The sequence below is a fragment of the Enterobacter cloacae complex sp. P47BA genome, assembly GCF_014930485.1.
Taxonomy (GTDB): domain Bacteria; phylum Pseudomonadota; class Gammaproteobacteria; order Enterobacterales; family Enterobacteriaceae; genus Enterobacter; species Enterobacter bugandensis.
The window spans coordinates 1-22599 of the sequence record NZ_JADBRF010000034.1 but is presented as its reverse complement, the minus strand read 5'-3'; the positions used below and the strand labels follow the sequence as shown (position 1 = coordinate 22599).

Annotated in this window: 27 protein-coding genes; 6 read left to right on the top strand and 21 right to left on the bottom strand. The window is 56.8% G+C overall.

Features of this window, described 5'->3' with window-relative positions; all coding sequences use genetic code 11:
- From IM299_RS22445 to fkpA, 9 genes are all read right to left on the bottom strand, one after another.
- The coding region (locus tag IM299_RS22445; RefSeq protein WP_227537769.1) for a GTP-binding protein at nt 1-156 on the bottom strand (156 nt) is incomplete at its 3' end.
- 69 nt (nt 157-225) lie between these two features.
- Nucleotides 226-2340, bottom strand: a complete 2115-nt coding sequence (fusA, locus tag IM299_RS22440; protein WP_028014637.1) for an elongation factor G — start codon at nt 2338-2340, stop codon at nt 226-228.
- Between the two features lie 96 nt (nt 2341-2436).
- On the bottom strand, nt 2437-2907 hold the full coding sequence (gene rpsG / locus IM299_RS22435; protein WP_003861706.1) for a 30S ribosomal protein S7: 471 nt from the start codon (nt 2905-2907) through the stop codon (nt 2437-2439).
- Between the two features lie 96 nt (nt 2908-3003).
- Complete coding sequence (gene rpsL, locus IM299_RS22430) at nt 3004-3378, bottom strand: 30S ribosomal protein S12 (protein WP_000246815.1); 375 nt, start codon at nt 3376-3378, stop codon at nt 3004-3006.
- A gap of 124 nt (nt 3379-3502) precedes the next feature.
- On the bottom strand, nt 3503-3790 hold the full coding sequence (gene tusB / locus IM299_RS22425) for a sulfurtransferase complex subunit TusB (protein ID WP_041911943.1): 288 nt from the start codon (nt 3788-3790) through the stop codon (nt 3503-3505).
- 7 nt (nt 3791-3797) lie between these two features.
- On the bottom strand, nt 3798-4157 hold the full coding sequence (gene tusC / locus IM299_RS22420; RefSeq protein ID WP_041911942.1) for a sulfurtransferase complex subunit TusC: 360 nt from the start codon (nt 4155-4157) through the stop codon (nt 3798-3800).
- On the bottom strand, nt 4157-4543 hold the full coding sequence (gene tusD, locus IM299_RS22415; protein WP_041911941.1) for a sulfurtransferase complex subunit TusD: 387 nt from the start codon (nt 4541-4543) through the stop codon (nt 4157-4159). The genes tusC and tusD overlap by 1 nt, the downstream gene beginning before the upstream one ends.
- The gene (locus IM299_RS22410) at nt 4543-5265 is read right to left on the bottom strand and encodes a transcriptional regulator (protein ID WP_014885489.1); all 723 of its coding nucleotides are present in this window, start codon (nt 5263-5265) and stop codon (nt 4543-4545) included. Before IM299_RS22410 ends, tusD begins: the two co-directional genes overlap by 1 nt.
- Before the next feature lie 165 nt (nt 5266-5430).
- On the bottom strand, nt 5431-6252 hold the full coding sequence (gene fkpA / locus IM299_RS22405; protein ID WP_023331457.1) for an FKBP-type peptidyl-prolyl cis-trans isomerase: 822 nt from the start codon (nt 6250-6252) through the stop codon (nt 5431-5433).
- Between the two features lie 238 nt (nt 6253-6490).
- Here fkpA and IM299_RS22400 point away from each other — a divergent pair, with 238 nt between their 5' ends.
- Entirely contained in the window at nt 6491-6709 is a 219-nt protein-coding gene (locus IM299_RS22400; RefSeq protein WP_028014642.1) for a protein SlyX, read from the top strand.
- Between the two features lie 51 nt (nt 6710-6760).
- Here IM299_RS22400 and slyD read toward each other — a convergent pair whose 3' ends face one another.
- The 4 genes from slyD to kefG form a co-directional block, all read right to left on the bottom strand.
- A complete protein-coding gene (slyD, locus tag IM299_RS22395; RefSeq protein WP_003861691.1) occupies nt 6761-7351 on the bottom strand; it encodes a peptidylprolyl isomerase in 591 nt (196 codons plus the stop codon).
- Nucleotides 7352-7445: 94 nt separating this feature from the next.
- Nucleotides 7446-7646 (bottom strand): YheV family putative zinc ribbon protein, encoded by a 201-nt coding sequence (locus tag IM299_RS22390; RefSeq protein ID WP_003861689.1) that lies wholly within the window; start codon nt 7644-7646, stop codon nt 7446-7448.
- A 13-nt stretch (nt 7647-7659) separates the two neighbouring features.
- Entirely contained in the window at nt 7660-9465 is a 1806-nt protein-coding gene (gene kefB, locus IM299_RS22385) for a glutathione-regulated potassium-efflux system protein KefB (protein ID WP_047362518.1), read from the bottom strand.
- Nucleotides 9465-10016 carry a glutathione-regulated potassium-efflux system ancillary protein KefG gene (gene kefG / locus IM299_RS22380; protein ID WP_193358117.1) on the bottom strand — a complete coding sequence of 184 codons (552 nt, stop codon included), beginning with the start codon at nt 10014-10016 and terminating at the stop codon, nt 9465-9467. Before kefG ends, kefB begins: the two co-directional genes overlap by 1 nt.
- A gap of 132 nt (nt 10017-10148) precedes the next feature.
- On the opposite strand from kefG, the gene IM299_RS22375 reads away from it, so the two are divergent.
- The gene (locus IM299_RS22375; RefSeq protein WP_028014644.1) at nt 10149-12053 is read left to right on the top strand and encodes an ABC transporter ATP-binding protein; all 1905 of its coding nucleotides are present in this window, start codon (nt 10149-10151) and stop codon (nt 12051-12053) included.
- A 15-nt stretch (nt 12054-12068) separates the two neighbouring features.
- The gene (locus IM299_RS22370; protein ID WP_041911939.1) at nt 12069-13001 is read left to right on the top strand and encodes a LysR family transcriptional regulator; all 933 of its coding nucleotides are present in this window, start codon (nt 12069-12071) and stop codon (nt 12999-13001) included.
- A 93-nt stretch (nt 13002-13094) separates the two neighbouring features.
- Here IM299_RS22370 and mdcH read toward each other — a convergent pair whose 3' ends face one another.
- The 8 genes from mdcH to mdcA form a co-directional block, all read right to left on the bottom strand.
- On the bottom strand, nt 13095-13991 hold the full coding sequence (gene mdcH / locus IM299_RS22365) for a malonate decarboxylase subunit epsilon (RefSeq protein ID WP_193358116.1): 897 nt from the start codon (nt 13989-13991) through the stop codon (nt 13095-13097).
- Nucleotides 13991-14608, bottom strand: a complete 618-nt coding sequence (locus tag IM299_RS22360; RefSeq protein ID WP_193358115.1) for a malonate decarboxylase holo-ACP synthase — start codon at nt 14606-14608, stop codon at nt 13991-13993. Before IM299_RS22360 ends, mdcH begins: the two co-directional genes overlap by 1 nt.
- 2 nt (nt 14609-14610) lie before the next feature.
- Entirely contained in the window at nt 14611-15570 is a 960-nt protein-coding gene (locus IM299_RS22355) for an AEC family transporter (protein ID WP_041911936.1), read from the bottom strand.
- Between the two features lie 123 nt (nt 15571-15693).
- On the bottom strand, nt 15694-16494 hold the full coding sequence (gene mdcE / locus IM299_RS22350) for a biotin-independent malonate decarboxylase subunit gamma (RefSeq protein WP_153656856.1): 801 nt from the start codon (nt 16492-16494) through the stop codon (nt 15694-15696).
- Nucleotides 16494-17327 carry a biotin-independent malonate decarboxylase subunit beta gene (locus IM299_RS22345; protein ID WP_041911935.1) on the bottom strand — a complete coding sequence of 278 codons (834 nt, stop codon included), beginning with the start codon at nt 17325-17327 and terminating at the stop codon, nt 16494-16496. The genes mdcE and IM299_RS22345 overlap by 1 nt, the downstream gene beginning before the upstream one ends.
- Entirely contained in the window at nt 17320-17619 is a 300-nt protein-coding gene (gene mdcC / locus IM299_RS22340; protein WP_015571419.1) for a malonate decarboxylase acyl carrier protein, read from the bottom strand. The genes IM299_RS22345 and mdcC overlap by 8 nt, the downstream gene beginning before the upstream one ends.
- Nucleotides 17620-17628: 9 nt before the next feature.
- A complete protein-coding gene (locus IM299_RS22335; protein WP_047362531.1) occupies nt 17629-18486 on the bottom strand; it encodes a triphosphoribosyl-dephospho-CoA synthase in 858 nt (285 codons plus the stop codon).
- Nucleotides 18486-20141, bottom strand: coding sequence for a malonate decarboxylase subunit alpha (mdcA, locus tag IM299_RS22330; protein WP_040118174.1), 1656 nt, complete (start codon nt 20139-20141; stop codon nt 18486-18488). The genes IM299_RS22335 and mdcA overlap by 1 nt, the downstream gene beginning before the upstream one ends.
- A 228-nt stretch (nt 20142-20369) precedes the next feature.
- On the opposite strand from mdcA, the gene IM299_RS22325 reads away from it, so the two are divergent.
- The 3 genes from IM299_RS22325 to IM299_RS22315 are packed head-to-tail and all read left to right on the top strand — an operon-like array spanning nt 20370 to nt 22507.
- On the top strand, nt 20370-21389 hold the full coding sequence (locus IM299_RS22325; RefSeq protein ID WP_017693875.1) for a hydrolase: 1020 nt from the start codon (nt 20370-20372) through the stop codon (nt 21387-21389).
- Nucleotides 21389-21607 carry a YheU family protein gene (locus IM299_RS22320; protein WP_013099053.1) on the top strand — a complete coding sequence of 73 codons (219 nt, stop codon included), beginning with the start codon at nt 21389-21391 and terminating at the stop codon, nt 21605-21607. Before IM299_RS22325 ends, IM299_RS22320 begins: the two co-directional genes overlap by 1 nt.
- Nucleotides 21608-21637: 30 nt before the next feature.
- Nucleotides 21638-22507 (top strand): phosphoribulokinase, encoded by an 870-nt coding sequence (locus IM299_RS22315; protein WP_028014646.1) that lies wholly within the window; start codon nt 21638-21640, stop codon nt 22505-22507.
- The last annotated feature ends 92 nt before the right edge of the window (nt 22508-22599 follow it).

Below are 22599 nucleotides of genomic sequence, written 5' to 3'. Positions count from 1 at the left end.
GTTATCGATCTGGTCGAATGCACGAGCAGAACCACCGTAGGTTTTAGCCAGAACGGTAGTGATTGCAGCGGTCAGGGTAGTTTTACCATGGTCAACGTGGCCGATAGTACCAACGTTGACGTGCGGTTTTGTACGTTCAAATTTTTCTTTAGACACGGCTATATTCCTTACTATAGTGCTCTCCCCTCTGGAGAGAGCACGGGACTTAGGTTTTAATCCTGTGGATTACTTACCACGGGCTTCAATAACGGCCTGAGCAACGTTGTTAGGCGCATCATCATACTTCAGGAATTCCATGGTGTATGATGCACGACCTTTGGTCAGAGAACGCAGCTGAGTTGCATATCCGAACATTTCAGACAGCGGAACTTCAGCGTGGATCTTAACGCCAGTTACTTCGGATTCCTGACCACGCAGCATACCGCGACGACGGCTCAAGTCACCGATAACGTCACCGGTGTTCTCTTCAGGAGTTTCTACTTCAACCTTCATGATTGGCTCAAGCAGAACTGGTTTTGCTTTCTTAAAGCCTTCTTTAAAGGCAATAGACGCAGCCAGTTTAAACGCCAGTTCAGAGGAGTCAACGTCGTGGTAAGAACCGAAGTGCAGACGGATACCCATGTCAACAACCGGATAGCCAGCCAGAGGGCCCGCTTTCAGCTGCTCCTGGATGCCTTTATCAACGGCTGGGATGTATTCGCCAGGAATTACACCACCTTTGATGTCGTTGATGAACTCGTAACCTTTCGGGTTAGAGCCCGGCTCCAGTGGGTACATGTCGATCACAACGTGACCGTACTGACCGCGACCACCAGACTGCTTAGCGTGTTTACCTTCAACATCGGTAACTTTCGCGCGAATCGCTTCGCGGTAAGCAACCTGAGGTTTACCCACGTTCGCTTCAACGTTGAATTCACGCTTCATACGGTCAACGATGATGTCCAGGTGCAGTTCACCCATACCAGCGATGATGGTCTGGTTAGATTCTTCATCAGTCCATACGCGGAATGATGGGTCTTCTTTCGCCAGACGGCCCAGAGCCAGACCCATTTTTTCCTGGTCAGCTTTGGTTTTTGGTTCAACCGCGATGGAGATTACCGGCTCAGGGAATTCCATACGCTCCAGAATGATCGGGTGATCCGGGTCACACAGGGTGTCACCAGTGGTCACGTCTTTCAGACCGATAGCTGCAGCGATGTCGCCCGCACGAACTTCTTTGATCTCTTCACGTTTGTTAGCGTGCATCTGTACGATACGGCCAAAACGTTCACGCGCCGCTTTCACGGAGTTCAGGATGGTGTCACCAGAGTTAACCACACCAGAGTAAACGCGGAAGAAGGTCAGGTTACCCACGAATGGGTCGGTAGCAATTTTGAACGCCAGTGCAGAGAACGGCTCGTCATCACTTGCGTGACGCTCAGCCGGAGTATCTTTACCGTCGTCCAGGATGCCGTTGATCGCAGGAACGTCAACCGGGGATGGCAGGTAGTCAACTACCGCATCCAGCATCGCCTGAACACCTTTGTTCTTGAACGCAGAACCACAGGTTACCAGGATGATTTCGTTGTTCAGAACGCGCTGACGCAGAGCTTTTTTGATCTCTTCTTCAGACAGTTCTTCACCACCCAGGTATTTCTCCATCAGCTCTTCAGAAGCTTCAGCAGCGGATTCGATCAGGTTCTGGTGCCATTCGTCAGCCAGGTCCTGCATCTCAGCCGGGATATCTTCGTATTCGAAGGTAACGCCCTGGTCTGCATCGTTCCAGTTGATGGCTTTCATTTTCACCAGGTCGATAACGCCGGTGAAGCCTTCTTCAGCACCAATTGCCAGCTGCAGCGGAACAGGGTTCGCGCCCAGACGGGTTTTGATCTGGCCAACAACTTTCAGGAAGTTAGCACCCATACGGTCCATTTTGTTAACGAACGCGATGCGTGGAACTTTATATTTGTTCGCCTGACGCCATACGGTTTCAGACTGTGGCTGAACACCACCAACTGCGCAATAAACCATTACCGCGCCGTCAAGAACACGCATGGAACGTTCTACTTCGATGGTGAAGTCAACGTGGCCCGGGGTGTCGATGATGTTTACGCGATGCGGTTCGTACTGCTTAGCCATACCTGACCAGAATGCAGTAGTCGCTGCGGAGGTGATGGTAATACCACGCTCCTGCTCCTGTTCCATCCAGTCCATGGTGGCTGCGCCGTCATGAACTTCACCGATTTTATGGTTTACACCGGTGTAGAACAGAATACGTTCGGTAGTAGTGGTCTTACCGGCGTCGATGTGCGCACTGATACCGATGTTACGGTAGCGTGCGATGGGTGTTGTACGAGCCATTTGATTCCTCGTTTGTTTCTTTAGGCGTTCAGTTAAGTTACCCAGAGCGGGCAGCTTCTCTGAAGCGCCCGCCTGGTGACTAATACTCCGAAGGGATTACCAACGGTAGTGTGCGAACGCCTTGTTGGCTTCTGCCATACGGTGAACGTCTTCACGTTTCTTAACTGCAGTACCTTTGTTTTCTGCAGCATCAGAAAGTTCGTTCGCCAGACGCAGAGCCATGGATTTATCACCGCGTTTACGAGCAGCTTCAACGATCCAACGCATTGCCAGGGCATTACGACGAACCGGACGAACTTCAACTGGAACCTGATAAGTAGAACCACCAACACGGCGGGACTTAACTTCTACAGTTGGGCGAACGTTGTCGAGAGCGACTTCGAAAGCTTCCAGTTCATTTTTACCAGAACGCTGAGCCAGGGTCTCCAGCGCGCTGTATACGATTGCTTCTGCAGTAGATTTTTTACCATCTACCATCAGGATATTTACAAATTTTGCCAGCAGTTCTGATCCGAACTTCGGATCTGGAAGAATTTTACGCTGACCAATGACGCGACGACGTGGCATGGGAATACTCCGTTGTTAATTCAGGATTGTCCAAAACTCTACGAGTTTAGTTTGACATTAAGATAAATCAGTTTGGCCTTACTTAACGGAGAACCATTAAGCCTTAGGACGCTTCACGCCGTACTTGGAGCGAGCCTGCTTACGGTCTTTAACACCTGAGCAGTCCAGCGCACCACGAACGGTGTGGTAACGAACACCCGGAAGGTCTTTAACACGACCGCCACGGATCAGGATCACGGAGTGCTCCTGCAGGTTGTGACCTTCACCACCGATGTAGGAAGTCACTTCGAAACCGTTAGTCAAACGCACACGGCATACTTTACGCAGTGCGGAGTTTGGTTTTTTAGGAGTGGTGGTATATACACGAGTACATACGCCACGTTTCTGCGGGCAGGCTTCCAGCGCAGGCACGTTGCTTTTTGCAACTTTGCGTGCACGTGGTTTGCGTACCAGCTGGTTAACTGTTGCCATTAAATAGCTCCTGGTTTTAGCTTTTGCTTCGTAAACACGTAATAAAACGACCTCATACAATATGAGGACGCGAAATTTTAGGGCTACGTCGAAAAGGTGTCAAGAAATATACAGCGATCTCAAATCACCAGTTCATTTGACTGGCGTGCGTCACAGTAAGATTGACGAAATCAGTATAGCCAACCACGTCAATTTTGGCTGAAATTTGACCAGAAAGACCCCGCGCATCCAGATCGTCCTTCAGCGCAGAGACCGTTATGGGGGCATTCGTGAGAATTTCAACGAAACGTCCACCTTCAAGTGCAGCGAGCACGCCATCCTGAATCAGCAGCAGATCGTCACCTTCGCGCAGCATGCTCAACAGCGTGTCGATATCACATTGCCATGGTGAATGGCTGAGAATATGGAGCATGGAAGCCTCAGAAAGTCAGAATGGTGTCGTAGTGGGATAGTTGTTCACGCAGTGCTGCGGCAGGTAAGGTCGTCACATCCAGCACAAAAGGCGTCTTATCGCTTAAACCGCGCGCCGTTAAAGAGTCGGCACAGACATAGCAGGTTTCGATATCGTAAAGCGGCAGCACTTTGAAGGTGGCGATGTAGTCGCGCGCCAGAATGGCCTGCGGCTGTTGGCCCGCCAGAAGCTGAAGCACGCCGTCCCCCAGAAAGAAGACACCGATATCTTCTGTTAACGCCGATGTCGCAAGCAGCGCATCCAGGCCTTCGCGGCCAGAGCTGCTGCCGTGCGGCGCAGAAGTAAAAACAAATGCCACACGCTTCATCAGAATTGCACCACTCTGTCGCAGGTTAACGCCGCCTGAGCCAATGCGCCCAGACCACTCAACGAAAAACCAGGCTGCAGGTTAGCGCCTGATAATCCCAGGCGCTCGGCTTCGTCTGCATCCGTCACGCCGCGACGCAGCGCCGCCGCCACGCAGATATGCAGCTCAACGCCCTGCTTTTCATTTAACGCCTGCCAGGCGCGGACCAGATCAAACTCGTCGCTCGCCGGCGACGTAAACTGGTTCGCGTTATACACCCCTTCCCGATAGAAGAAGACGCTCGCCAGTTCGTGTCCGGCCGCCAGCAGCGCATGCGCAAACTGCAGCGCGCTGCTGGCCTGTTGAGTCCCATACGCCGGGCCCGTCACCATTAATGCAAAACGCATTACTTATCCTGCCCCACGAAATCGCCGCTTTTGAACTGACGGATGTAGAGGTAAACCGTATGCTTGGAGATGTTCAGACGATCGGCCACCTGGTTGATGGCATCTTTAATGTCGAAAATCCCTTTCTCGTAGAGATTGAGTACGATCTGGCGATTCTTGGCGTTGTTCGATACGTTGCGGTCAGCATTGACCTCTTCAATGGTGAACTCAAGCGTCTGCGTGACGAGATCTTCAACGGAGGAGGCAAAGTTAACAGAAGAGCCAACGTCTGGCGTTTCTGGCGGAATAAAGGTGCTCATGATCTGCGAGAATGGCACATCAAGGTTCATGTTGATGCACAGCAGCCCAATCACACGATGCTCGCGATTTCGAATCGCGATGGTTTCTGATTTCATCAGCACGCCGCTTTTGGCGCGGGTGAAATAACATTTTGAGACGCTGCTGTCCGCGCCGGTCATGTCATGCAACATACGCAATGCAAGGTCGGTAATTGGCGAACCAATTTTACGGCCGGTATGCTCACCATTAGCAATGCGGATGGCGGAACACTTCAGATCTTGCAGGGAGTGCAATACGATTTCGCAGTGGGAACCAATGAGCATCGCTAACCCGTCCACTACCGCTTCATAGGATTTCAGAATATCGAAGTCGGTCTGGTCAAAAGGACGTTGATCCAGCAAATCAAGTTCACTGGTTTCGTTGGTTAAAAGCGACCTGGACATGAAAAAAACACTCCTTTTCAGGAGCCTGTCGTTAGGTTTTCAGGGCAGGCTCATTATCTACACGGACAACTAAATTAATACAGCGTGCCTAACGCTTTCCAGTGTTAATTATATCTGCCCCACAATAAAAAACCGCCGCCTTAAAAGGCGGCGGTTTGCATCACATTACTTCTTAGCGTCAGTCGCAGCTTTCTGATCTGCCTGCGCTTCCGGTTTCGCATCCGCTTTCGGCGCTGGTTTGATGTCCAGCAGCTCTACGTCGAAGACCAGCGTGGAGTTAGCCGGGATACCCGGGACGCCAGTTTTGCCATAGGCCAGATCCGGTGGGATAACCAGCTTGATTTTGCCGCCTTTTTTGATGTTTTTCAGGCCTTCAGTCCAGCCTGGGATCACACCGTCAAGACGGAAGGAAAGAGGTTCACCACGGGTGTAAGAGTTGTCGAACTCTTTACCGTCGATCAGCGTACCTTTGTAGTTCACCACAACGGTGTCGCTGTCTTTAGGCGCATCACCGGTACCTTCTTTCTCAACTTTGTACACCAGACCAGTAGAAGAGGTTTTCACACCCTTCTCTTTAGCAAAGGTGTCGCGGTAGGCTTTGCCTTTCGCTTCGTTGTCTTTAGCGTCCGCTTCCATCTTGGTCTGAGCGGCACCCTTCACGCGCGCTTCGAACGCCTGCAGAGTCTGTTCGATTTCCTGGTCAGACAGTTTGCTCTTATCAGCAAAGGCGTCCTGAACACCCGCGATCAGCTGGGCTTTGTCCAGTTTGATGCCCAGTTTCTCTTGTTCTTTCAGAGAGTTTTCCATGTAGCGGCCCAGAGATGCGCCCAGTGCGTAGGCGGATTTCTGGTCGTCATTTTTGAACGCCGCTTTGCTGTCTGCAGTGGCAGCAGGCTTCGCAGCAGTATCAGCAGCGAATGACAGCGGCGCGTTCAGTGCAACAGCCATCGTCGTCGCCAGCAGCGTTACTTTAAACAGTGATTTCATCCATATCTCCAGGGCCTGGGGACTCTCACCCCAGCGTTAAACGTAAATGAGTGACGTACTATAAAACGTTGCGGAAGAAATCTACAGACAGACACTTCCAATTCTCGCCACTTTTCAGACTATTTTTGTTTAAATAAGTTTCTTGCCAACGGGATAGAGACTGCACTTAAGGATAAACTCAGTTAAACTGCGCCGCCGCTGGGCCAATATGGCGTATCAGATATAAACGAGGTGAATGATGAAGGACACAATGATAGAAGCGAGAATGGCTGAGCTGGAAAGCCGCCTGGCTTTTCAGGACATCACCATCGAAGAGCTTAACCAGACCGTGACCGCGCACGAACTCGAAATGGCGAAACTGCGGGATCATATGCGCCTGCTTACGGAAAAGCTGAAGGCGACGCAGCCGTCAAATATTGCCTCTCAGTCGGAAGAGACGCCACCACCTCATTATTGAGGCGTAAAAAAAGCGGGATTATCCCGCTTTTTTATTTTCCGCATGACGGAATTAGTGGCAACCGCAGCCGCCGTTGCCGCAACCACCTTTACCGTGGCCGTGGTCATGACCATGGTCGTGGCCGTGACCACCGCAGCAGCCGTCGTGGCCGTGATCGTGATCATGGTCGTGACCATGCGCACCGTGAACGTGGCCATGAGCCAGCTCTTCTTCGGTCGCTTCACGGATCGCAACAACTTCTACGTTGAACTTCAGGTTCTGGCCAGCCAGCATGTGGTTGCCGTCAACCACAACGTGGTCGTCTTCAACTTCAGTGATTTCAACAGGAACCGGACCCTGGTCAGTTTCAGCCAGGAAGCGCATGCCAACCTGCAGCTCGTCAACGCCCATGAACACGTCTTTAGGAACGCGCTGAACCAGGTTGTCGTCATACTGACCGTAAGCGTCGTTCGCGCCTACAGCAACGTCGAATTTATCGCCAACTTCATGACCTTCCAGCGCAGTTTCCAGGCCGGAAATCAGGGAACCGTGACCATGCAGGTAGTCCAGCGGCGCACTCACCGGAGACTCATCAACCAACACACCGTCTTCTGTACGTACCTGATAGGCCAAGCTGACCACCAGGTCTTTTGCTACTTTCATGATATCTCCTGAGCGTGGGAAAATTGCTGGCGCAGATTGTAGCGGAAATCTGCACCCGTGTACCCTTAAGCTTAAAAAAACTCAGAGCATATCGCTAGTCTGGATGAAAAATGCCGATCACTTGCTCTTCTTTGCGAACGTGATCGCGTGCTTCTTTGTCAGCCTCACGCATCTGGTGACCGCACTTAACGCACTCAACTATATCAATATTATTTTCGCGCCACATGGCCAGCGTATCTTGAGCCTGGCAAGACGGGCACTTTGCACCCGCGATAAAGCGTTTACGTACAGCCATCTTTCGTTACCTTTTATTCAAATTCATCCCAGCCGTCGAGCTGGCGTCGTTCCTGCTGCATCTCTCGCTGAAAGATCTCCTCCAGCTCGCGCCGCGCTTCCCGCACGCGGGAGATCTGAGCGGTATCGGTATGCACAGGCATTAATTCGCGCAGCATGCGCATATCCAGCCGGCGGAAGTGCATCTGGGCGCGCTGCGCCTGGTGAGGATGCATCCCCAGGGAGATTAACGCCTTGCGCCCCAGTTCCAGCGCACTGGAGAACGTCTCACGGGAGAAGTGTTTCACACCTGCCTGCAACAATTCGTGAGCTTCAACACGCCCTCGGGCACGCGCCAGAATATTCAGGTGCGGGAAGTGCTGCTGACATAGCTCCACCAGCTTCATCGTATCTTCCGGATCGTTGCAGGTGATGACGATAGACTCCGCGGCTTCCGCCCCGGCCGAGCGCAGAAGCTCAAGCTGAGTGGCATCGCCGTAATAGACCTTGTAGCCATATTTGCGCATCAGGTTGACCGCGCTGATATCGCGCTCCAGCACCGTAATGCGCATTTTGTTCGCCATCAACAGGCGGCCAATCACCTGCCCGAAGCGGCCGAAGCCCACGACGATCACCTGCGGCTTATCGTCTTCTACCCACGGCGCTTCATCTTCATCGTCTGCCGGATTCAGACGGCGCGACAGGAGTTTATCCACCATCTTCATCAGCAGAGGCGTGGTCATCATCGACAGCGTTACCGTCACCAGCAGCAGCGCCATCTGGTCATCTTTAAACAGCTTCTGGGAGGAGGCGGTGGAGAACAGCACAAACGCAAACTCGCCACCCTGGCTCAACACGCTGGCAAACTGCATGCGTTCCGAACTGCGCAACCCGTAGATACGCGCCATGACGTACAGCACCAGCATTTTCACCGCCACCAGGATCGCAACACTCACCGCAACCCAGAGCAGATGGGTATAAAGCACGCCAAGATTGAGCGCCATTCCCACCGAAATAAAGAACAGGCCTAACAGCAGCCCTTTGAAGGGATCGATGGCAATTTCCAGTTCGTGCCGATATTCACTCTCCGCCAGCAGCACGCCGGCGATAAAGGTGCCCAGCGCCATCGACAGCCCCAGCGCGTCCATAAACAGCGCCGAGCCGAGCACCAGCAGCAGCGTCGCGGCGGTAAACACCTCGCGCACGCCCGAGGCGGCAATAAAGCGGAACACCGGACGTAGCAGGAAACGTCCGCCAATCAGCATGCCCGCGAAGGCCAGCACCTTCATGGAAATTTTTGCCCAGTCGAAGTGATCGTCGCCCGAGCCCGCCAGCAGCGGCACCAGTGCCAGCGCCGGGATCACCGCTAAATCCTGGAACAGCAGCACCGAAAAGCCCAGCTGTCCGGCCTCATTGCGGTTCATCCCCTTGTCGCGCATCAGCTGCAGCGCCATCGCCGTCGACGACATTGCGAGACCAATCCCGCCAATCACCGCCGCCTGCCAGGAAAAGTTGGTCAGCATTAACAGGCCAGCCAGAATCGCGGCGCTAAACAGCACCTGCGCGGCGCCCACGCCAAAGATAGAGCGTCGAAGCTGCCACAGCTTCGAGGGGTTCAGTTCGAGGCCGATGATGAACATCAGGAACACCACGCCGAGCTCCGAGAAGTGGAGAATTTCATCCACGTCGCTGATGAAACCCAGTCCCCATGGGCCAATGGCGATCCCCGCGAGCAAATACCCCAGCACCGCCCCGATGCCGATACGGGCGGCAAGCGGCACCGCGACGACGGCGGCAAATAAAAACAGCACCCCGGCGAGGAGTAAATTCGATCCTTCCATTAACGACCTCCTGCCGGAATCGGTGATGCCAGCCATTCGCCGTAGGCTCTGGCGTGGCTTGCGAGCGCTTTCGGGTCCTGACGCCGCGCCCCGTAAACAATAATCGGGCTCATCCAGTGCATGCGGCACATGGCCGCCGTCAGCTCGAACGGCCTCAGGATGTCGCTCATGGGATAGCGGTTCAGCCCGTCGTGACGGTAAGCGCTTTCGGGTTCACCGGTGGTGATCACACTGCGCCAGTACTTTCCCGCCAGCTGGTTGCCCCCCACCCCGCTGGAGAAGCCCCGGCTCAGCACGCGGTCCAGCCACTCTTTCAGCAGTGCCGGACAGCTGTAGGTATAGAGCGGATGCTGAAATACAATCACGTCATGCTGACGCAGCAGTTCCTGCTCGTAAGGAATATCGATAAAAAAATCAGGATAGTGCGCGTAGAGATCGTGCACCGTGACGTTACTGAGCTGTGTGGCCGGCTTAAGCAGCACCCGGTTCGCCACCGAGTCCTGAGATTCCGGATGGGCATACAGCAGCAGCACGTTCGCTGTCTGAGACATCACTCCCCTCCCGGTTCTGTTTTTGTGTATTGTTGTCGTTTTGGGCTACCATGGCGGCCCGGTGGGGAAAATGGCCCACACCTTACATTATCATAATGACAAATTAACATAGTCGGAACATACGGCGCTTCTATGATTGTTTTCTCCTCGTTACAAATTCGTCGCGGCGTGCGCGTCCTGCTGGATAACGCCACTGCTACCATCAACCCGGGCCAGAAAGTGGGTCTGGTCGGCAAAAACGGCTGCGGTAAATCCACCCTGCTGGCGCTGCTGAAAAACGAGATTAGCGCGGATGGTGGTAACTTTACCTTCCCGGGGAACTGGCAGCTCGCGTGGGTAAACCAGGAGACGCCAGCCCTGAGCGAACCGGCACTCGACTATGTTATCGACGGCGATCGCGAATACCGTAAGCTCGAAGCGGAACTCAACGCGGCCAACGAGCGCAACGACGGTCACGCCATCGCTACCGTTCACGGCAAGCTGGACGCCATCGACGCGTGGACCATTCGCTCCCGCGCCTCCAGCCTGCTGCACGGCCTGGGCTTCAGCAATGAACAGCTTGAACGCCCGGTCAGCGACTTCTCCGGCGGCTGGCGCATGCGCCTCAACCTGGCGCAGGCGCTGATCTGCCGCTCAGACCTGCTCCTGCTCGATGAACCGACCAACCACCTCGATCTCGATGCGGTTATTTGGCTCGAGAAGTGGCTCAAGAGCTATCAGGGCACTCTGATTCTCATCTCCCACGACCGCGACTTCCTCGATCCGGTGGTGGATAAAATCATTCATATCGAACAGCAAACCATGTTCGAGTACACCGGCAACTACAGCTCTTTCGAGCGCCAGCGCGCGACGCGCCTTGCTCAGCAGCAGTCGATGTATGAAAGCCAACAGCAGCGCGTGGCGCACTTGCAGAGCTTCGTGGATCGCTTCAAAGCTAAAGCGTCAAAAGCCAAGCAGGCCCAGAGCCGCATTAAAATGCTGGAACGCATGGAGATGATTGCCCCGGCACACGTGGATAACCCGTTCCACTTCAGCTTCCGCGCGCCGGAAAGCCTGCCGAACCCGCTGCTGAAGATGGAAAAGGTCAGCGCTGGTTATGGGGATCGCATCATCCTCGACTCTATCAAGCTTAACCTGGTGCCGGGTTCGCGCATTGGCCTGCTGGGGCGCAACGGCGCCGGTAAATCAACGTTAATTAAGCTGCTCGCGGGCGAGCTTAACCCAACCAGCGGTGAAATCGGCCTGGCGAAGGGCATTAAGCTTGGCTATTTCGCCCAGCATCAGCTGGAATTTTTACGCGCGGATGAATCCCCGATTCAGCATCTGGCGCGTCTTGCGCCACAGGAGATGGAGCAGAAGCTGCGCGACTACCTCGGCGGCTTCGGCTTCCAGGGCGATAAGGTGACCGAAAACACCGAGCGTTTCTCGGGCGGCGAAAAAGCCCGTCTGGTGCTGGCGCTGATCGTCTGGCAGAGACCCAACCTGCTGCTGCTTGATGAACCGACCAACCACCTGGATCTCGACATGCGTCAGGCGCTGACCGAAGCGCTGATTGAGTTCGAAGGCGCACTGGTTGTCGTGTCGCACGATCGCCACCTGATCCGCTCCACCACCGACGATCTCTACCTGGTACACGGCGGCAAAGTCGAACCGTTCGACGGCGATCTTGAAGACTACCAGCAGTGGCTGACGGACGTACAAAAGCAGGAAAACCAGCCGGAAGAGTCAGCGAAAGACAACGTCAACAGCGCACAGTCGCGTAAAGACCAGAAGCGCCGCGAAGCGGAACTGCGCACCCAGACCCAGCCGCTGCGTAAAGAGATTGCCCGTCTTGAAAAAGAGATGGAAAAGCTCAACGCCACGCTTGCCGCCGTCGAAGAGAAGCTGGGCGACAGCGACCTGTACGATCAGAGCCGTAAAGCGGAGCTAACGGATTGTCTGCAAACGCAGGCGAAAGCCAAATCCAGCCTCGAAGAGTGCGAAATGGCATGGCTGGACGCGCAGGAACAACTGGAAGCGATGCTGCAGGCTGACTGATCCACCGGGAGGGCTATGAGTTTCGATACCACGAGCGAGATTACATTCCGTAAGCTCAGCATCTTCATGACGTTCATGGAGAAGGGCAATATCGCACGTACCGCCGAAACGCTGGGCCTGAGCGGCGTCAGCGTGCACCGCGCGCTGCACACGCTGGAAGAGAACGTCCGCTGCCCGCTCTTTGCTCACAAAGGGCGTAACCTGATTGCCCTCCCCTCCGCGTGGACGCTGCTGGAGTATTGTCAGGAGGTGATGCAGGTGATGGCGCGCGGCGTGGAAGAGTCCCGTAAAATTGCCGGTATCGGCCAGGGGCGGTTGCGCGTCGGCACGCTCTACTCTCTGACGCTGGAAACCGTGCCGCGCCTGATTATGGGCATGAAGCTGCGCCGTCCGGATCTGGAGATGGACCTGACGATGGGCTCCAACGACACCCTGCTCCATATGCTGGATGAGGGGTCGCTGGATGCGATTTTAATCTCTATTTCCGAAAGCGATATCGACCGTAACAGCCTCGAAGTGCTTCCTCTGTTCCATGATGATATTTTCCTTGCCGCACCGGCTTCCGCCACGCTGAATACCCGCGGGCCCGCGGATCTGCGTGATTACAAAGACCAGAAATTTGTCGCCCTGGCAGAAGGGTTCGCCACGTATGCCGGGTTTCAGGAAGCGTTTCATATCGCCGGGTTCGAGCCGGAAATCGTCACCCGCGTGAATGACATCTTCTCGATGCTGAGTCTGGTGCAGGCGGGGGTTGGATTTACGCTGATGCCGGGCAGGATGAAAAAGGTCTACGAGAATTCGGTGCAACTCCTGAAGCTGGCGGAGCCGTACCAGATGCAGCAGTTGATTGCGATTGTCTTTGCCCGCAACCGCGAGCAGGATCCGAGCCTGCGGGCATTGGCTGCGGAAGGGCGGATGTATGCGCGCAGCTTGCAGGATAGTGCGTGATGCCTTGCCGGGTGGCGACGCGTTGCGTCTTACCCGGCCTACGTTCGTGCAGTCGTAGGCCCGGTAAGGCGCAGCCGCCACCGGGCAAAAAATTCATCGCTGAAGCCGACCCGCCAGATGCACTGCCACGTCCACCCCGCTGCGCTCCAGCGAAATGGTCTCTCCTTCCCACGCTGCCTGCCGAGTCAGGCAGGTCAGTACGCCGCCGGGCGGCATCTCAATTGCCAGTCTCGCTTCGCGCTCGTTAGCGGAAATCACCGCCTCCTGCCAGCGCACGGTTCGCGCCATATTCATCGCTAAATCATCAGCGATCCTTTCCGGCTGCCAGAGCACGCGGCCTGTGCTGCCGCTCAGGTAGGCGCAGCGTGGACGAGCCAGCGTGACGGCCTCAAACGCCGCTATCAGCTTCTGCGCAGGTTCCGCCAGCAGCGCGCAGTGCGACGGCACGCTCACCGCTAGCCGTTTGGCCTTGCTCGCCCCTTTCGCCAGCGCGCGTGCCGCCACCTGCGCCATCCCGTCATCGGTTCCGGCAATCACGATCTGAGTTTCAGCGTTCAGGTTAGCAATATAGGTTCCGGTGCCTTCAATCAGCGTCTCCACCTGCGGCAGGGTCAAGCCCATGATTGCCGTCAGGCCGTAGCCGTGCGGGTATGCCTGCTCCATCAGGTCGCCGCGCAGCGCTACCAGCCTCAACGCGTCCGCGAAGTCCAGCGCACCCGCAATAACCGCCGCAGGATAAGCACCGATGGACAGCCCGCTGACGATATCCGGCGACACGCCGCGACGCTCAAGCTCGCGCGCCCAGGCCACGCCGGCAATCAGCAGCGAAAGCTGAACCGCACGGGTATGGGTTAACGAGTCTGCACTGTCCAGCGTATCCACTTCGGCGCCAAGCACCTCTCGCGCCTGAGCCAGTTCCGTTCCCGGCAGGTTTTGCAGCATGCCTTCGTGCTGCGTGCCCTGTCCCGGAAAGGTAAACACTATTTTCATCACTCCTCCCTGCGCCACGGATCCGCCACCAGGCGCGGTCCACGGCAGGTTTTCAGCAGCGCTTTGCCGTCGCGCAGCCACTCTGCCAGCGCAAAGCCACCCTCGGGGGTATCCACCTGCGTATCCGCCCGACACAGCGCCCGGCTAAGCTGTGACTGCCAGCCAGCAAACGCATCAGGGGAAACGGCGTGCGGGGCGCGGATCAGCAGATCAAGATCGCTGTCGGCATGGATCACCGGGATACCGGTTGCCAGCGCGTAGCCGGTGCTGCCGGTAATGCCCCACGTCCACGGCCACGCCTGCTGAGCCAGCTGCAGCGCCACCTGAACCGGCGGCTGGGTTATAAAGGGCGAACGCAGCAGGTCGGCGGCAACGCTCAGATCCTCGGGCGACACCACGCGCAGCACGTTTTCGGGCTTCACCCACCCGGCCGCCCGCTGGTCGCGGCGCAATCCGCGCACGCCAACGGGAATGCGGCCTTCGCTATCAACATCACGCCGCACCACCACCGGCAGGCCGGTATGCCAGGCCGCCTCCACCCAGGATTCGGTGATGCCTTCCAGCGCGTCGCGCGCGGTAAGCCAGATGAGGTCGTGCGGGCGTAATGTTGTGGTCATAATTACATTCCTGAAGTCAGCGAGATAAACAGCGGCAGCGACAGGATACACAGTACGGAGCTTAACAGCAGCACGGCTTCAGCATCCGGCGACTGCACGCCAAAGCGGTTGCCGAACACCACGCCGAAGAAGCCCGCGGACAGCGCAATCATCAGGATGGCGGTGATCGCCACGGAGCCGTGCAGACCGAAGATTAAAACGATACCCCAGGCGATCGCTGGCTGGATCAGCAGCTTGGCGATAGTGGAAGTGATCACCATGGTGTTGATCTGAAGTTTACGCGCGGAGAGGATCACCCCGGTCAGGAACAGCGCCGCAGCAGTCGCGGACAGTCCCAGCGGTTTAATCGCCGCCAGTACCAGCTCCGGCATTTTGATGCCGATAGCGGACAGGATCACACCCAGCAGCGGGCCCATCACGATCGGTTTTTTAATAGAACGCCACATCAGCACCGGCAGCATGGAAAGCGTTGAACCCGAGTTATTGCCTTCGGCGCGCGCTTTCTCACGCTCCAGAATCAGCAGGCAGAAAGGGGTCATCAGCACTGAACCACAGGCGATAGAGACCGCGACGGACAGTGACGTGGAAGATCCTTCACCCAGCACGCTGCCCAGAATCGGCAGGCCAAGCGCCGCATAGTTTGGCAGGGCGACGGTCAGCGTCAGCACAGCCGCATCCTGCGGGGATTTTTTAAAGACTTGAGTGGCGAGGAAGTAGATGACCGCATAGGTGATCCACATCGCCAGGGTGAGCACCAGGATCAGCGGCGACTGGGCCACGATGCCGGTCCACGGCGTTTGCACGGTGGCGCTGAAAAGCGCGGCAGGCAGTGCAAAATCCATCACGAAGATATTCAGCAGGGAAACATTTTTGTTATCGACCATCTTTGCCTTACCGGCCCAGAATCCCAGCAGCATGATGACAAAAATCGGTGCAAGAGCATGAACAATTACGTAAGTCATAAATCACCTGTAGTAAAAAAGTTTAAGCACTGGCGCGATGTTTATTATTTTCAGGATGCAGGTTCCCGCGTGGACGCAGCGGGCGCGCCCACGGGGTGATGCATCTGGCAGGTCTCTTTTTACTTACCAGCTGGCTCGCATACGTTCACGTACGAGCGCCGAGCTGCGGCGATTGTCAGCACCCAGACGGTTTTTCAACGTAGTGTCCTGACGAGCGTCACTGATGGCCTGTTGCAGGGTGGATTTCACCAGCGTCAGATCGTTATCGGAGGGGGCATCCGGGTTGCTGATATCCAGCAGGTTAGAGAGCAGCCCCAGCGTGGCGTAGTTGCTGATGTCGTAGGCCATTGGCGGAATGGTCGCCGCCAGTTTTTCCAGCGCGTCGACGGTACGCAGCGTGATGCGCGCCGCAGACTCTTTGCCCATCGCGTGGATCAGCACGCCTTTGTCGTTAAAGGCGATCAGGCGGTTAGCCTGGTAGCCGTGCGCCAGGAACGCGCCGGACATCGCCTTGCCGACGATCAGGCCAATCACCGGGTGACCGGCCAGGCGGGCATTTGCATAGGCTGCTGCCGCACCGGCCAGCGCCTGGTGAATACCAAACGCCTCTTCGCGTCGGCCATAGGCCTGGCTTGGGACGTCGATCACCGCCACAATCGGGCGCTTCACGGGTTTGTCAGCATCCGCCGCGACGGTTTCACTGACCACTTTCGCAAGCCACCAGCCTTCCAGCAGACCGACTTCCCCTTTCGCCGCGCGCGGGAAGTGGTTGTTGGCATCCGGCACCACGGCGACAAAGCGCACCGTTTCGCCGTTCAGCTCGCCGTCTGCCGCCCGGACGGATGGGCATAGCCCCTCGATATGTTTGGCGTTCGGGGCGAGATTTTCCAGCCAGAGCTCGCCACGGCTTTTTGAATTACTCATCATTTCACCTCCCGGGCAAAAAGCGCTTTAATCTGTTCGGCATCGGCCTGTTTGCGGGTGTCGAAATTCGTCAGACGGTTCAGGTAATCGTCGTAGTTATCGGTGCGATGTTTCGCCGGTACGCCTTTGGCAATGGCTTCGTTCATCGCGGCTTTCACCGCGTTCACGCCGTCGCCCACCAGCGCGTCCACCAGTCCGCTTTCATAGCGCACTTCGCCGCCGGTCATGCTCCAGATAAACGGACGGTCGCGGGAGTCATACTCTTCAATGCCCGCCTCCTGCTCGATAACCTGCGGACCGTTGAGGCCGAGTCGCGCTTCGCGGGTCACAATCAGGTAGCTGCACAGCGCCGCGGCGATAGACATCCCGCCGAAGCAGCCCACGGTCCCGGCGACAATCCCGACGACCGGGGTATAGCGGCGCAGGTCAACGATCGCGGCGTGGATATCGGCAATCGCCGCCAGGCCGAGGTTGGCTTCCTGCAAACGTACGCCGCCGGTTTCGAGGCACAGCACCGCCTGAGTCGGAATGCCGTTGCGGTTATCTTCCGCCGCCAGCTCCAGCGCCGCCGCCATTTTGGCACCGGATACTTCGCCCATGCTGCCGCCCTGGAAGGTGCCTTCAATCGCCACCACCACCGCAGGCCGGCCATTGATGGTGCCTTTCGCGACGACCATGCCGTCATCGGCCTGCGGAACAATCCCCTGCGGCCCAAGCCACGGAGAGATAATGCCTTCAAACGGATCCAGCAGTTCGCGGTAGCTGCCGTCATCCAGCAGCGCCTGCGCACGCTGGCGCGCTTTTAATTCGATAAAGCTGCTGTCATCACGCATGGTTCACCCCTTCAAAGACCTGTTCGATACGAATGCGCGCCACGCCCGGCGTCGCGCCGAAGTCGTGGATAGTCAGCTTGCCTGCGGGCAGGCTGCTGACGGTTTGCAGGCGGTTGAACAATGCCTCCCAGCGTCCACGGCTGTTGTCTACTGAAGTGGTGATATCAATGGTTAAGGTCTGGCCCGGTTCGGCGGTGAAAAGCGCCTCCATATCCCCGGAACCGACTACCCCTGCCAGCGCCCTGCCGCTTACTTCGCGGCTGGCGGGCACGGTCAATGTGATTTTTTCCATAACATCCTCTTAATGCTTTGAATAGGGCGTTTCGACGCGGTCAAGAAACAGCGTGGCGGCAAGCAGGTCTGCGGCTCCACCCGGCGAGGCGTTGAGCGACAGCATCTGACGGTCTAACCGCGCCAGCGCTTGCTGCCCCGCGAGCGCTGCGCATCCTCCGGCGTTCAGCACCGCACGGGCGCCGTTCTGCATGGCGTCCAGCCCCTCCATGCCAGCGCGCGACAGCACGCAGGTATCGGTGAGCGAGGTCATGATCGCCATCAGCGCGTCGAGTCTGGCCTGCGTTTCGCTGCTGCCGTTGAGACGGCTGAGGCGAAGCTGCGGCAGCGCGCGCTGCATAACGTGCGGAAACGCCTGCTGCGCCTCTTCACGTGCGCCCGGCACGCGGTAGCGATGCGTGGCGCGTAACCCCTTGCTGAACACCTTCGGCGCCGCATCATCCGGCAGCTTCGCCAGCTGAGCGGCGGTGTTCGCGACGACCTGCGCCCGGGCATCGCCGCCGAGCATCGCCACCGCGCTCACCAGCAACCCCAGCGCCCAGATCGCGCCACGGTGCGTGTTCACGCCGTCGGTAGCGGCCATCATCTGCCGTTCACCTTCGCGACCCAGGCGGCCAACGGTTTGCCTGAGGGCAATATCCGCCGGACGCTGCCAGCTCTGCTGCGCCAGCGCCTGAAACGTGGGGGTCAGGCTGTGAGCGGAGCGCTCCATCAGCGCAAGCGATAAATCGTGGTGCGCGCCGTTCCCCCGGCTGTCCACCAGACCGGGCTTCGGGCTTAAACGTGCTTCGTCAATCAGACACTGCGTGGCGGTTCGCGCCAGCCATTCGGCACCGCCTTCAACCTGGAGCTGGGGCAGAAGTTTCATTACCAGCTCCGGAATTTCGCAGGTGGGTTATACAGGCCACCGGACCACTCAACGAGGTCAGCCACGCTGCCCGCAGCCAGCAGAGAGCGGGTGGCGTCGGTGCGGCGAATACCCATATCTTCCGGATACACAACCTTTCCGCTCTGGCGCAGTTCCGCCACGCGTTTGGCGTCAACGCCCAGACCGATATCGGTGATACCCGCCACGGCGGCGACCATGGCGCGACGCTCTTCCAGATCTTTCGCCCGGTAGAGGTAAGCAATCCCCTCTTCCGTCAGCACGTGGGTGACGTCATCGCCGTAAATCATGACCGGCGCCAGCGGCATACCGGAGGCTTTGGCCACCTCGACGGCATCCAGTTTCTCCACGAAGGTTGGCTTCACGCCCGCCTGGAAGGTTTCCACCATCTGCACAACCAGCTTTTTACCGCGCTGCATCGGGTCAGGCTCGGTGATCATGTTCAGCCAGGCCGGTGTGGCATGGCGACGACCGTGCGGATCGTGGCCCATGTTTGGCGCACCGCCGAAGCCGGAAAGACGACCGCGGGTCACGGTGGAAGAGTTGGCGTAGCCGTCAACCTGTAGCGTCGAGCCGATAAACATATCGACCGCGTACTGACCTGCCAGCTGGCAGAAGGCGCGGTTAGAACGCATGGAGCCATCAGCACCTGTAAAGAACACGTCCGGACGGGCGCGGATGTACTCTTCCATCCCCAGTTCGCCGCCGAAGCAGTGGACGCTCTCCACCCAGCCGCTTTCGATGGCCGGGATCAGCGTTGGATGCGGGTTCAGCGTCCAGTGTTTACAGATTTTGCCTTTGAGTCCGAGCTGTTCGCCGTAGGTTGGCAGCAGCAGCTCGATCGCTGCGGTGTTAAAGCCAATCCCGTGGTTCAGGGACTGCACCTGGTGTTCAGCGTAGATGCCTTTAATCGCCATCATCGCCATCAGGATATGTTCCTGTTTAATCAGGCGCGGATCGCGGGTGAAGAGCGGTTCGATAAAGAACGGCTTGTCGGCAACCACCACGTAGTCAATCCACGAGCCCGGTATATCCACGCGCGGCAGGTCGCACTCGTCGTCCACCAGCTCGTTTACCTGTGCGATGACGATACCGTCGTGGAACGCGGCGGCTTCCACCAGCGCCGGGGTATCTTCGGTACTCGCACCGGTATAGAGGTTGCCTTTGCGGTCCGCTTTAAAACCGGCAATCAGCGCCACGTTTGGCGACAGGTCGACGTATAAACGTGAGTAGAGTTCGATGTAGGTGTGGATCGCACCGATTTCGAGCTGACCGTCTTCCAGCAGCTGAGAGATACGCAGGCTTTGCGTCCCGGAGAAGGAGAAGTCCAGCTTGCGGGCAATGCCTTTCTCAAAGATGTCCAGATGTTCGCTGCGGCCCACGCTCGGCATGATCATATGCAGATCGTGCACGATTTGCGGGTTTACTTCCGCCAGTGAACGGGAAAGGAAATCCGCCTGCTTCTGGTTGTTGCCTTCCAGCACGACTTTGTCGCCCGGGGCGATCAGTTTTTCCAGCATGGCGACAAGATCGCCGGTTGGCAGTACCTTGCCCTGCACCGGTACGGATGCCAGACGACGCGCTTTCTCACTGCGTCGGGTGTTCCATTGCCGGGTGGGTGTTTGCCCAGATAACATTATTAACCTCCTGATTCAGCACATCATTCTGATTTGCTTAACGTTGAGTAAAGTCTGCGCTCTGGCGAGAAAGGCATCAATTAAGCGTAGAGAGGAATCATTAGCCTGAGAGTAATAATCAAGGTAAAGATTTGTGATCGGGATCAGTTCATGCTTCGGAAAAACGGGCTAAACGGGGTACAATTCGGAAGGTATAGTAAATTTCTGACAAGAATCAGCATCGCCCTTATGACCCAAATCATTCCATCAGACTTCGACATTGCAGCCGAAGAGAGCGCAGAGTTCGTGCCCATGCGCGGCGTGGCTAACCCCCACCTGCAAACCATGCTGCCGCGCCTGATCCGCCGCAAGGTGCAGTTCACCCCGCACTGGCAGCGCCTGGATTTGCCGGACGGCGACTTTTTAGATCTCGCCTGGAGCGAAGATCCGGATCGGGCCAGACATAAACCCCGTCTGGTGGTGTTTCACGGTCTGGAAGGCAGCCTGCACAGCCCTTACGCACACGGTCTCATTGAGGCGGCGAAAGCCCGCGGCTGGCTTGGGGTGGTGATGCATTTTCGCGGATGCAGCGGCGAGCCTAATCGTCAGAAACGTATTTATCACTCGGGTGAAACCGAGGACGGCACCTGGTTCCTGCGCTGGCTAAGAGACAATTTCGGCGAGGCGCCAACGGCAGCGGTGGGGTATTCGCTGGGCGGCAATATGCTGGCCTGCCTGCTGGCGAAGGAGAGCGACGCCGTACCGCTGGATGCGGCGGTCATTGTCTCTGCGCCATTTATGCTGGAGCAGTGCAGCTATCATATGGAAAAGGGGTTTTCGCGGGTCTACCAGCGCTACCTGCTCAACCTGCTGAAAGCCAACGCCGCGCGCAAGCTGAAGGCCTATCCGGATACGCTGCCTGTGACGCTGCAACAGCTCAAACGCGTGAAGCGCCTGCGCGAGTTTGATGATTTGATCACCTCGAAAATTCACGGCTTTGCCGATGCGATTGACTATTACCGTCAGTGCAGCGCCATGCCTTTACTGAATCAAATCACGAAACCCACGCTGATTATCCACGCCAAAGATGATCCGTTTATGGATCATCACTCGATCCCGGCGCCCGATCATCTGCCGGCCAACGTGGAGTATCAGCTCACCCAATTCGGCGGACATGTCGGCTTTGTTGGCGGCACGCTGCGTCGGCCAAAAATGTGGCTTGAGACGCGAATTCCCGACTGGTTAACGGCATATCTGGACGGTAAATAATGATTATTCCCTGGCAGGATCTGGCTCCCGAAACGCTCGATAATCTGATTGAAAGCTTTGTCTTGCGCGAAGGCACCGATTATGGTGAACATGAGCGTTCGCTTGAGCAAAAGGTCAACGATGTAAAACGCCAGCTGAAAAGCGGCGACGTGGTGCTGGTGTGGTCAGAACTGCATGAGACAGTCAATATCATGCCCCGCAACGCGTTTCACGGCTGATCTTCCAACCTTTTCCGTCAGGGAGTTGCTATGTCTGCCAGACATCCCATTATTGCCGTTACGGGGTCGAGTGGTGCGGGAACCACCACCACCAGCCTCGCTTTTCGCAAGATTTTCGCCCAGCTGAATCTCCGTTCGGCGGAGGTCGAAGGCGACAGCTTTCACCGCTATACGCGGCCTGAGATGGACATGGCGATCCGCAAGGCACGCGATTTGGGTAAACACATCAGCTACTTTGGCCCGGAAGCCAATGATTTCGGCCTGCTGGAGCAAACCTTCCGCGAATACGGTCAGAGCGGTACCGGGCAGTCCCGTAAGTATCTGCACACCTATGACGAAGCCGTACCCTGGAACCAGGTGCCGGGCACCTTTACCCCCTGGCAACCGCTGCCGGAACCCACCGACGTGCTGTTTTATGAAGGATTGCACGGCGGCGTTGTCACACCTCAGCACGACGTGGCGCGCCATGTGGATCTGCTGGTCGGGGTGGTGCCGATCGTTAACCTGGAGTGGATCCAGAAGCTGACGCGCGACATGAGCGAGCGCGGCCATTCGCGCGAGGCGGTAATGGACTCGGTGGTGCGCTCCATGGAAGATTACATCAACTATCTCACGCCGCAGTTCTCCCGCACCCACATTAACTTCCAGCGCGTGCCGACGGTGGACACTTCCAATCCGTTCGCGGCGAAAAGCATCCCGTCGCTGGATGAGAGCTTTGTGGTGATCCACTTCCGCAATCTTGAAGGCATTGATTACCCCTGGCTGCTGGCGATGCTGCAGGGCTCGTTTATTTCCCACATGAATACGTTAGTGGTTCCCGGTGGAAAAATGGGGCTGGCAATGGAGCTGATCATGACGCCACTGGTGGAGCGACTGATGGAAGGGAAGCAGATCGCGTGAACATGTTCCCTCTCCCCGTGGGCTGAGGGATCCCCAGTAATATGGTCATGCCTCCATGACCATATTACTGTACTCTTTTCCCAGCTTTTTCA

What these genes read in the sequence shown, in the direction of transcription:
- IM299_RS22325 (WP_017693875.1), top strand. Translation starts at nt 20,370, where the DNA reads ATGACCCAAATCATTCCATCAGACTTCGACATTGCAGCCGAAGAGAGC.
- rpsL (WP_000246815.1), bottom strand. Translation starts at nt 3,378, where the DNA reads ATGGCAACAGTTAACCAGCTGGTACGCAAACCACGTGCACGCAAAGTT.
- mdcA (WP_040118174.1), bottom strand. Translation starts at nt 20,141, where the DNA reads ATGTTATCTGGGCAAACACCCACCCGGCAATGGAACACCCGACGCAGT.
- kefG (WP_193358117.1), bottom strand. Translation starts at nt 10,016, where the DNA reads ATGTCTCAGACAGCGAACGTGCTGCTGCTGTATGCCCATCCGGAATCT.
- IM299_RS22370 (WP_041911939.1), top strand. Translation starts at nt 12,069, where the DNA reads ATGAGTTTCGATACCACGAGCGAGATTACATTCCGTAAGCTCAGCATC.
- fusA (WP_028014637.1), bottom strand. Translation starts at nt 2,340, where the DNA reads ATGGCTCGTACAACACCCATCGCACGCTACCGTAACATCGGTATCAGT.
- tusC (WP_041911942.1), bottom strand. Translation starts at nt 4,157, where the DNA reads ATGAAGCGTGTGGCATTTGTTTTTACTTCTGCGCCGCACGGCAGCAGC.
- IM299_RS22320 (WP_013099053.1), top strand. Translation starts at nt 21,389, where the DNA reads ATGATTATTCCCTGGCAGGATCTGGCTCCCGAAACGCTCGATAATCTG.
- IM299_RS22315 (WP_028014646.1), top strand. Translation starts at nt 21,638, where the DNA reads ATGTCTGCCAGACATCCCATTATTGCCGTTACGGGGTCGAGTGGTGCG.
- IM299_RS22345 (WP_041911935.1), bottom strand. Translation starts at nt 17,327, where the DNA reads ATGCGTGATGACAGCAGCTTTATCGAATTAAAAGCGCGCCAGCGTGCG.
- IM299_RS22335 (WP_047362531.1), bottom strand. Translation starts at nt 18,486, where the DNA reads ATGAAACTTCTGCCCCAGCTCCAGGTTGAAGGCGGTGCCGAATGGCTG.
- slyD (WP_003861691.1), bottom strand. Translation starts at nt 7,351, where the DNA reads ATGAAAGTAGCAAAAGACCTGGTGGTCAGCTTGGCCTATCAGGTACGT.
- IM299_RS22355 (WP_041911936.1), bottom strand. Translation starts at nt 15,570, where the DNA reads ATGACTTACGTAATTGTTCATGCTCTTGCACCGATTTTTGTCATCATG.
- rpsG (WP_003861706.1), bottom strand. Translation starts at nt 2,907, where the DNA reads ATGCCACGTCGTCGCGTCATTGGTCAGCGTAAAATTCTTCCAGATCCG.
- kefB (WP_047362518.1), bottom strand. Translation starts at nt 9,465, where the DNA reads ATGGAAGGATCGAATTTACTCCTCGCCGGGGTGCTGTTTTTATTTGCC.
- tusB (WP_041911943.1), bottom strand. Translation starts at nt 3,790, where the DNA reads ATGCTCCATATTCTCAGCCATTCACCATGGCAATGTGATATCGACACG.
- fkpA (WP_023331457.1), bottom strand. Translation starts at nt 6,252, where the DNA reads ATGAAATCACTGTTTAAAGTAACGCTGCTGGCGACGACGATGGCTGTT.
- IM299_RS22390 (WP_003861689.1), bottom strand. Translation starts at nt 7,646, where the DNA reads ATGGCTGTACGTAAACGCTTTATCGCGGGTGCAAAGTGCCCGTCTTGC.
- tusD (WP_041911941.1), bottom strand. Translation starts at nt 4,543, where the DNA reads ATGCGTTTTGCATTAATGGTGACGGGCCCGGCGTATGGGACTCAACAG.
- IM299_RS22360 (WP_193358115.1), bottom strand. Translation starts at nt 14,608, where the DNA reads ATGACCACAACATTACGCCCGCACGACCTCATCTGGCTTACCGCGCGC.
- mdcC (WP_015571419.1), bottom strand. Translation starts at nt 17,619, where the DNA reads ATGGAAAAAATCACATTGACCGTGCCCGCCAGCCGCGAAGTAAGCGGC.
- IM299_RS22375 (WP_028014644.1), top strand. Translation starts at nt 10,149, where the DNA reads ATGATTGTTTTCTCCTCGTTACAAATTCGTCGCGGCGTGCGCGTCCTG.
- IM299_RS22410 (WP_014885489.1), bottom strand. Translation starts at nt 5,265, where the DNA reads ATGTCCAGGTCGCTTTTAACCAACGAAACCAGTGAACTTGATTTGCTG.
- mdcH (WP_193358116.1), bottom strand. Translation starts at nt 13,991, where the DNA reads ATGAAAATAGTGTTTACCTTTCCGGGACAGGGCACGCAGCACGAAGGC.
- mdcE (WP_153656856.1), bottom strand. Translation starts at nt 16,494, where the DNA reads ATGAGTAATTCAAAAAGCCGTGGCGAGCTCTGGCTGGAAAATCTCGCC.
- IM299_RS22400 (WP_028014642.1), top strand. Translation starts at nt 6,491, where the DNA reads ATGAAGGACACAATGATAGAAGCGAGAATGGCTGAGCTGGAAAGCCGC.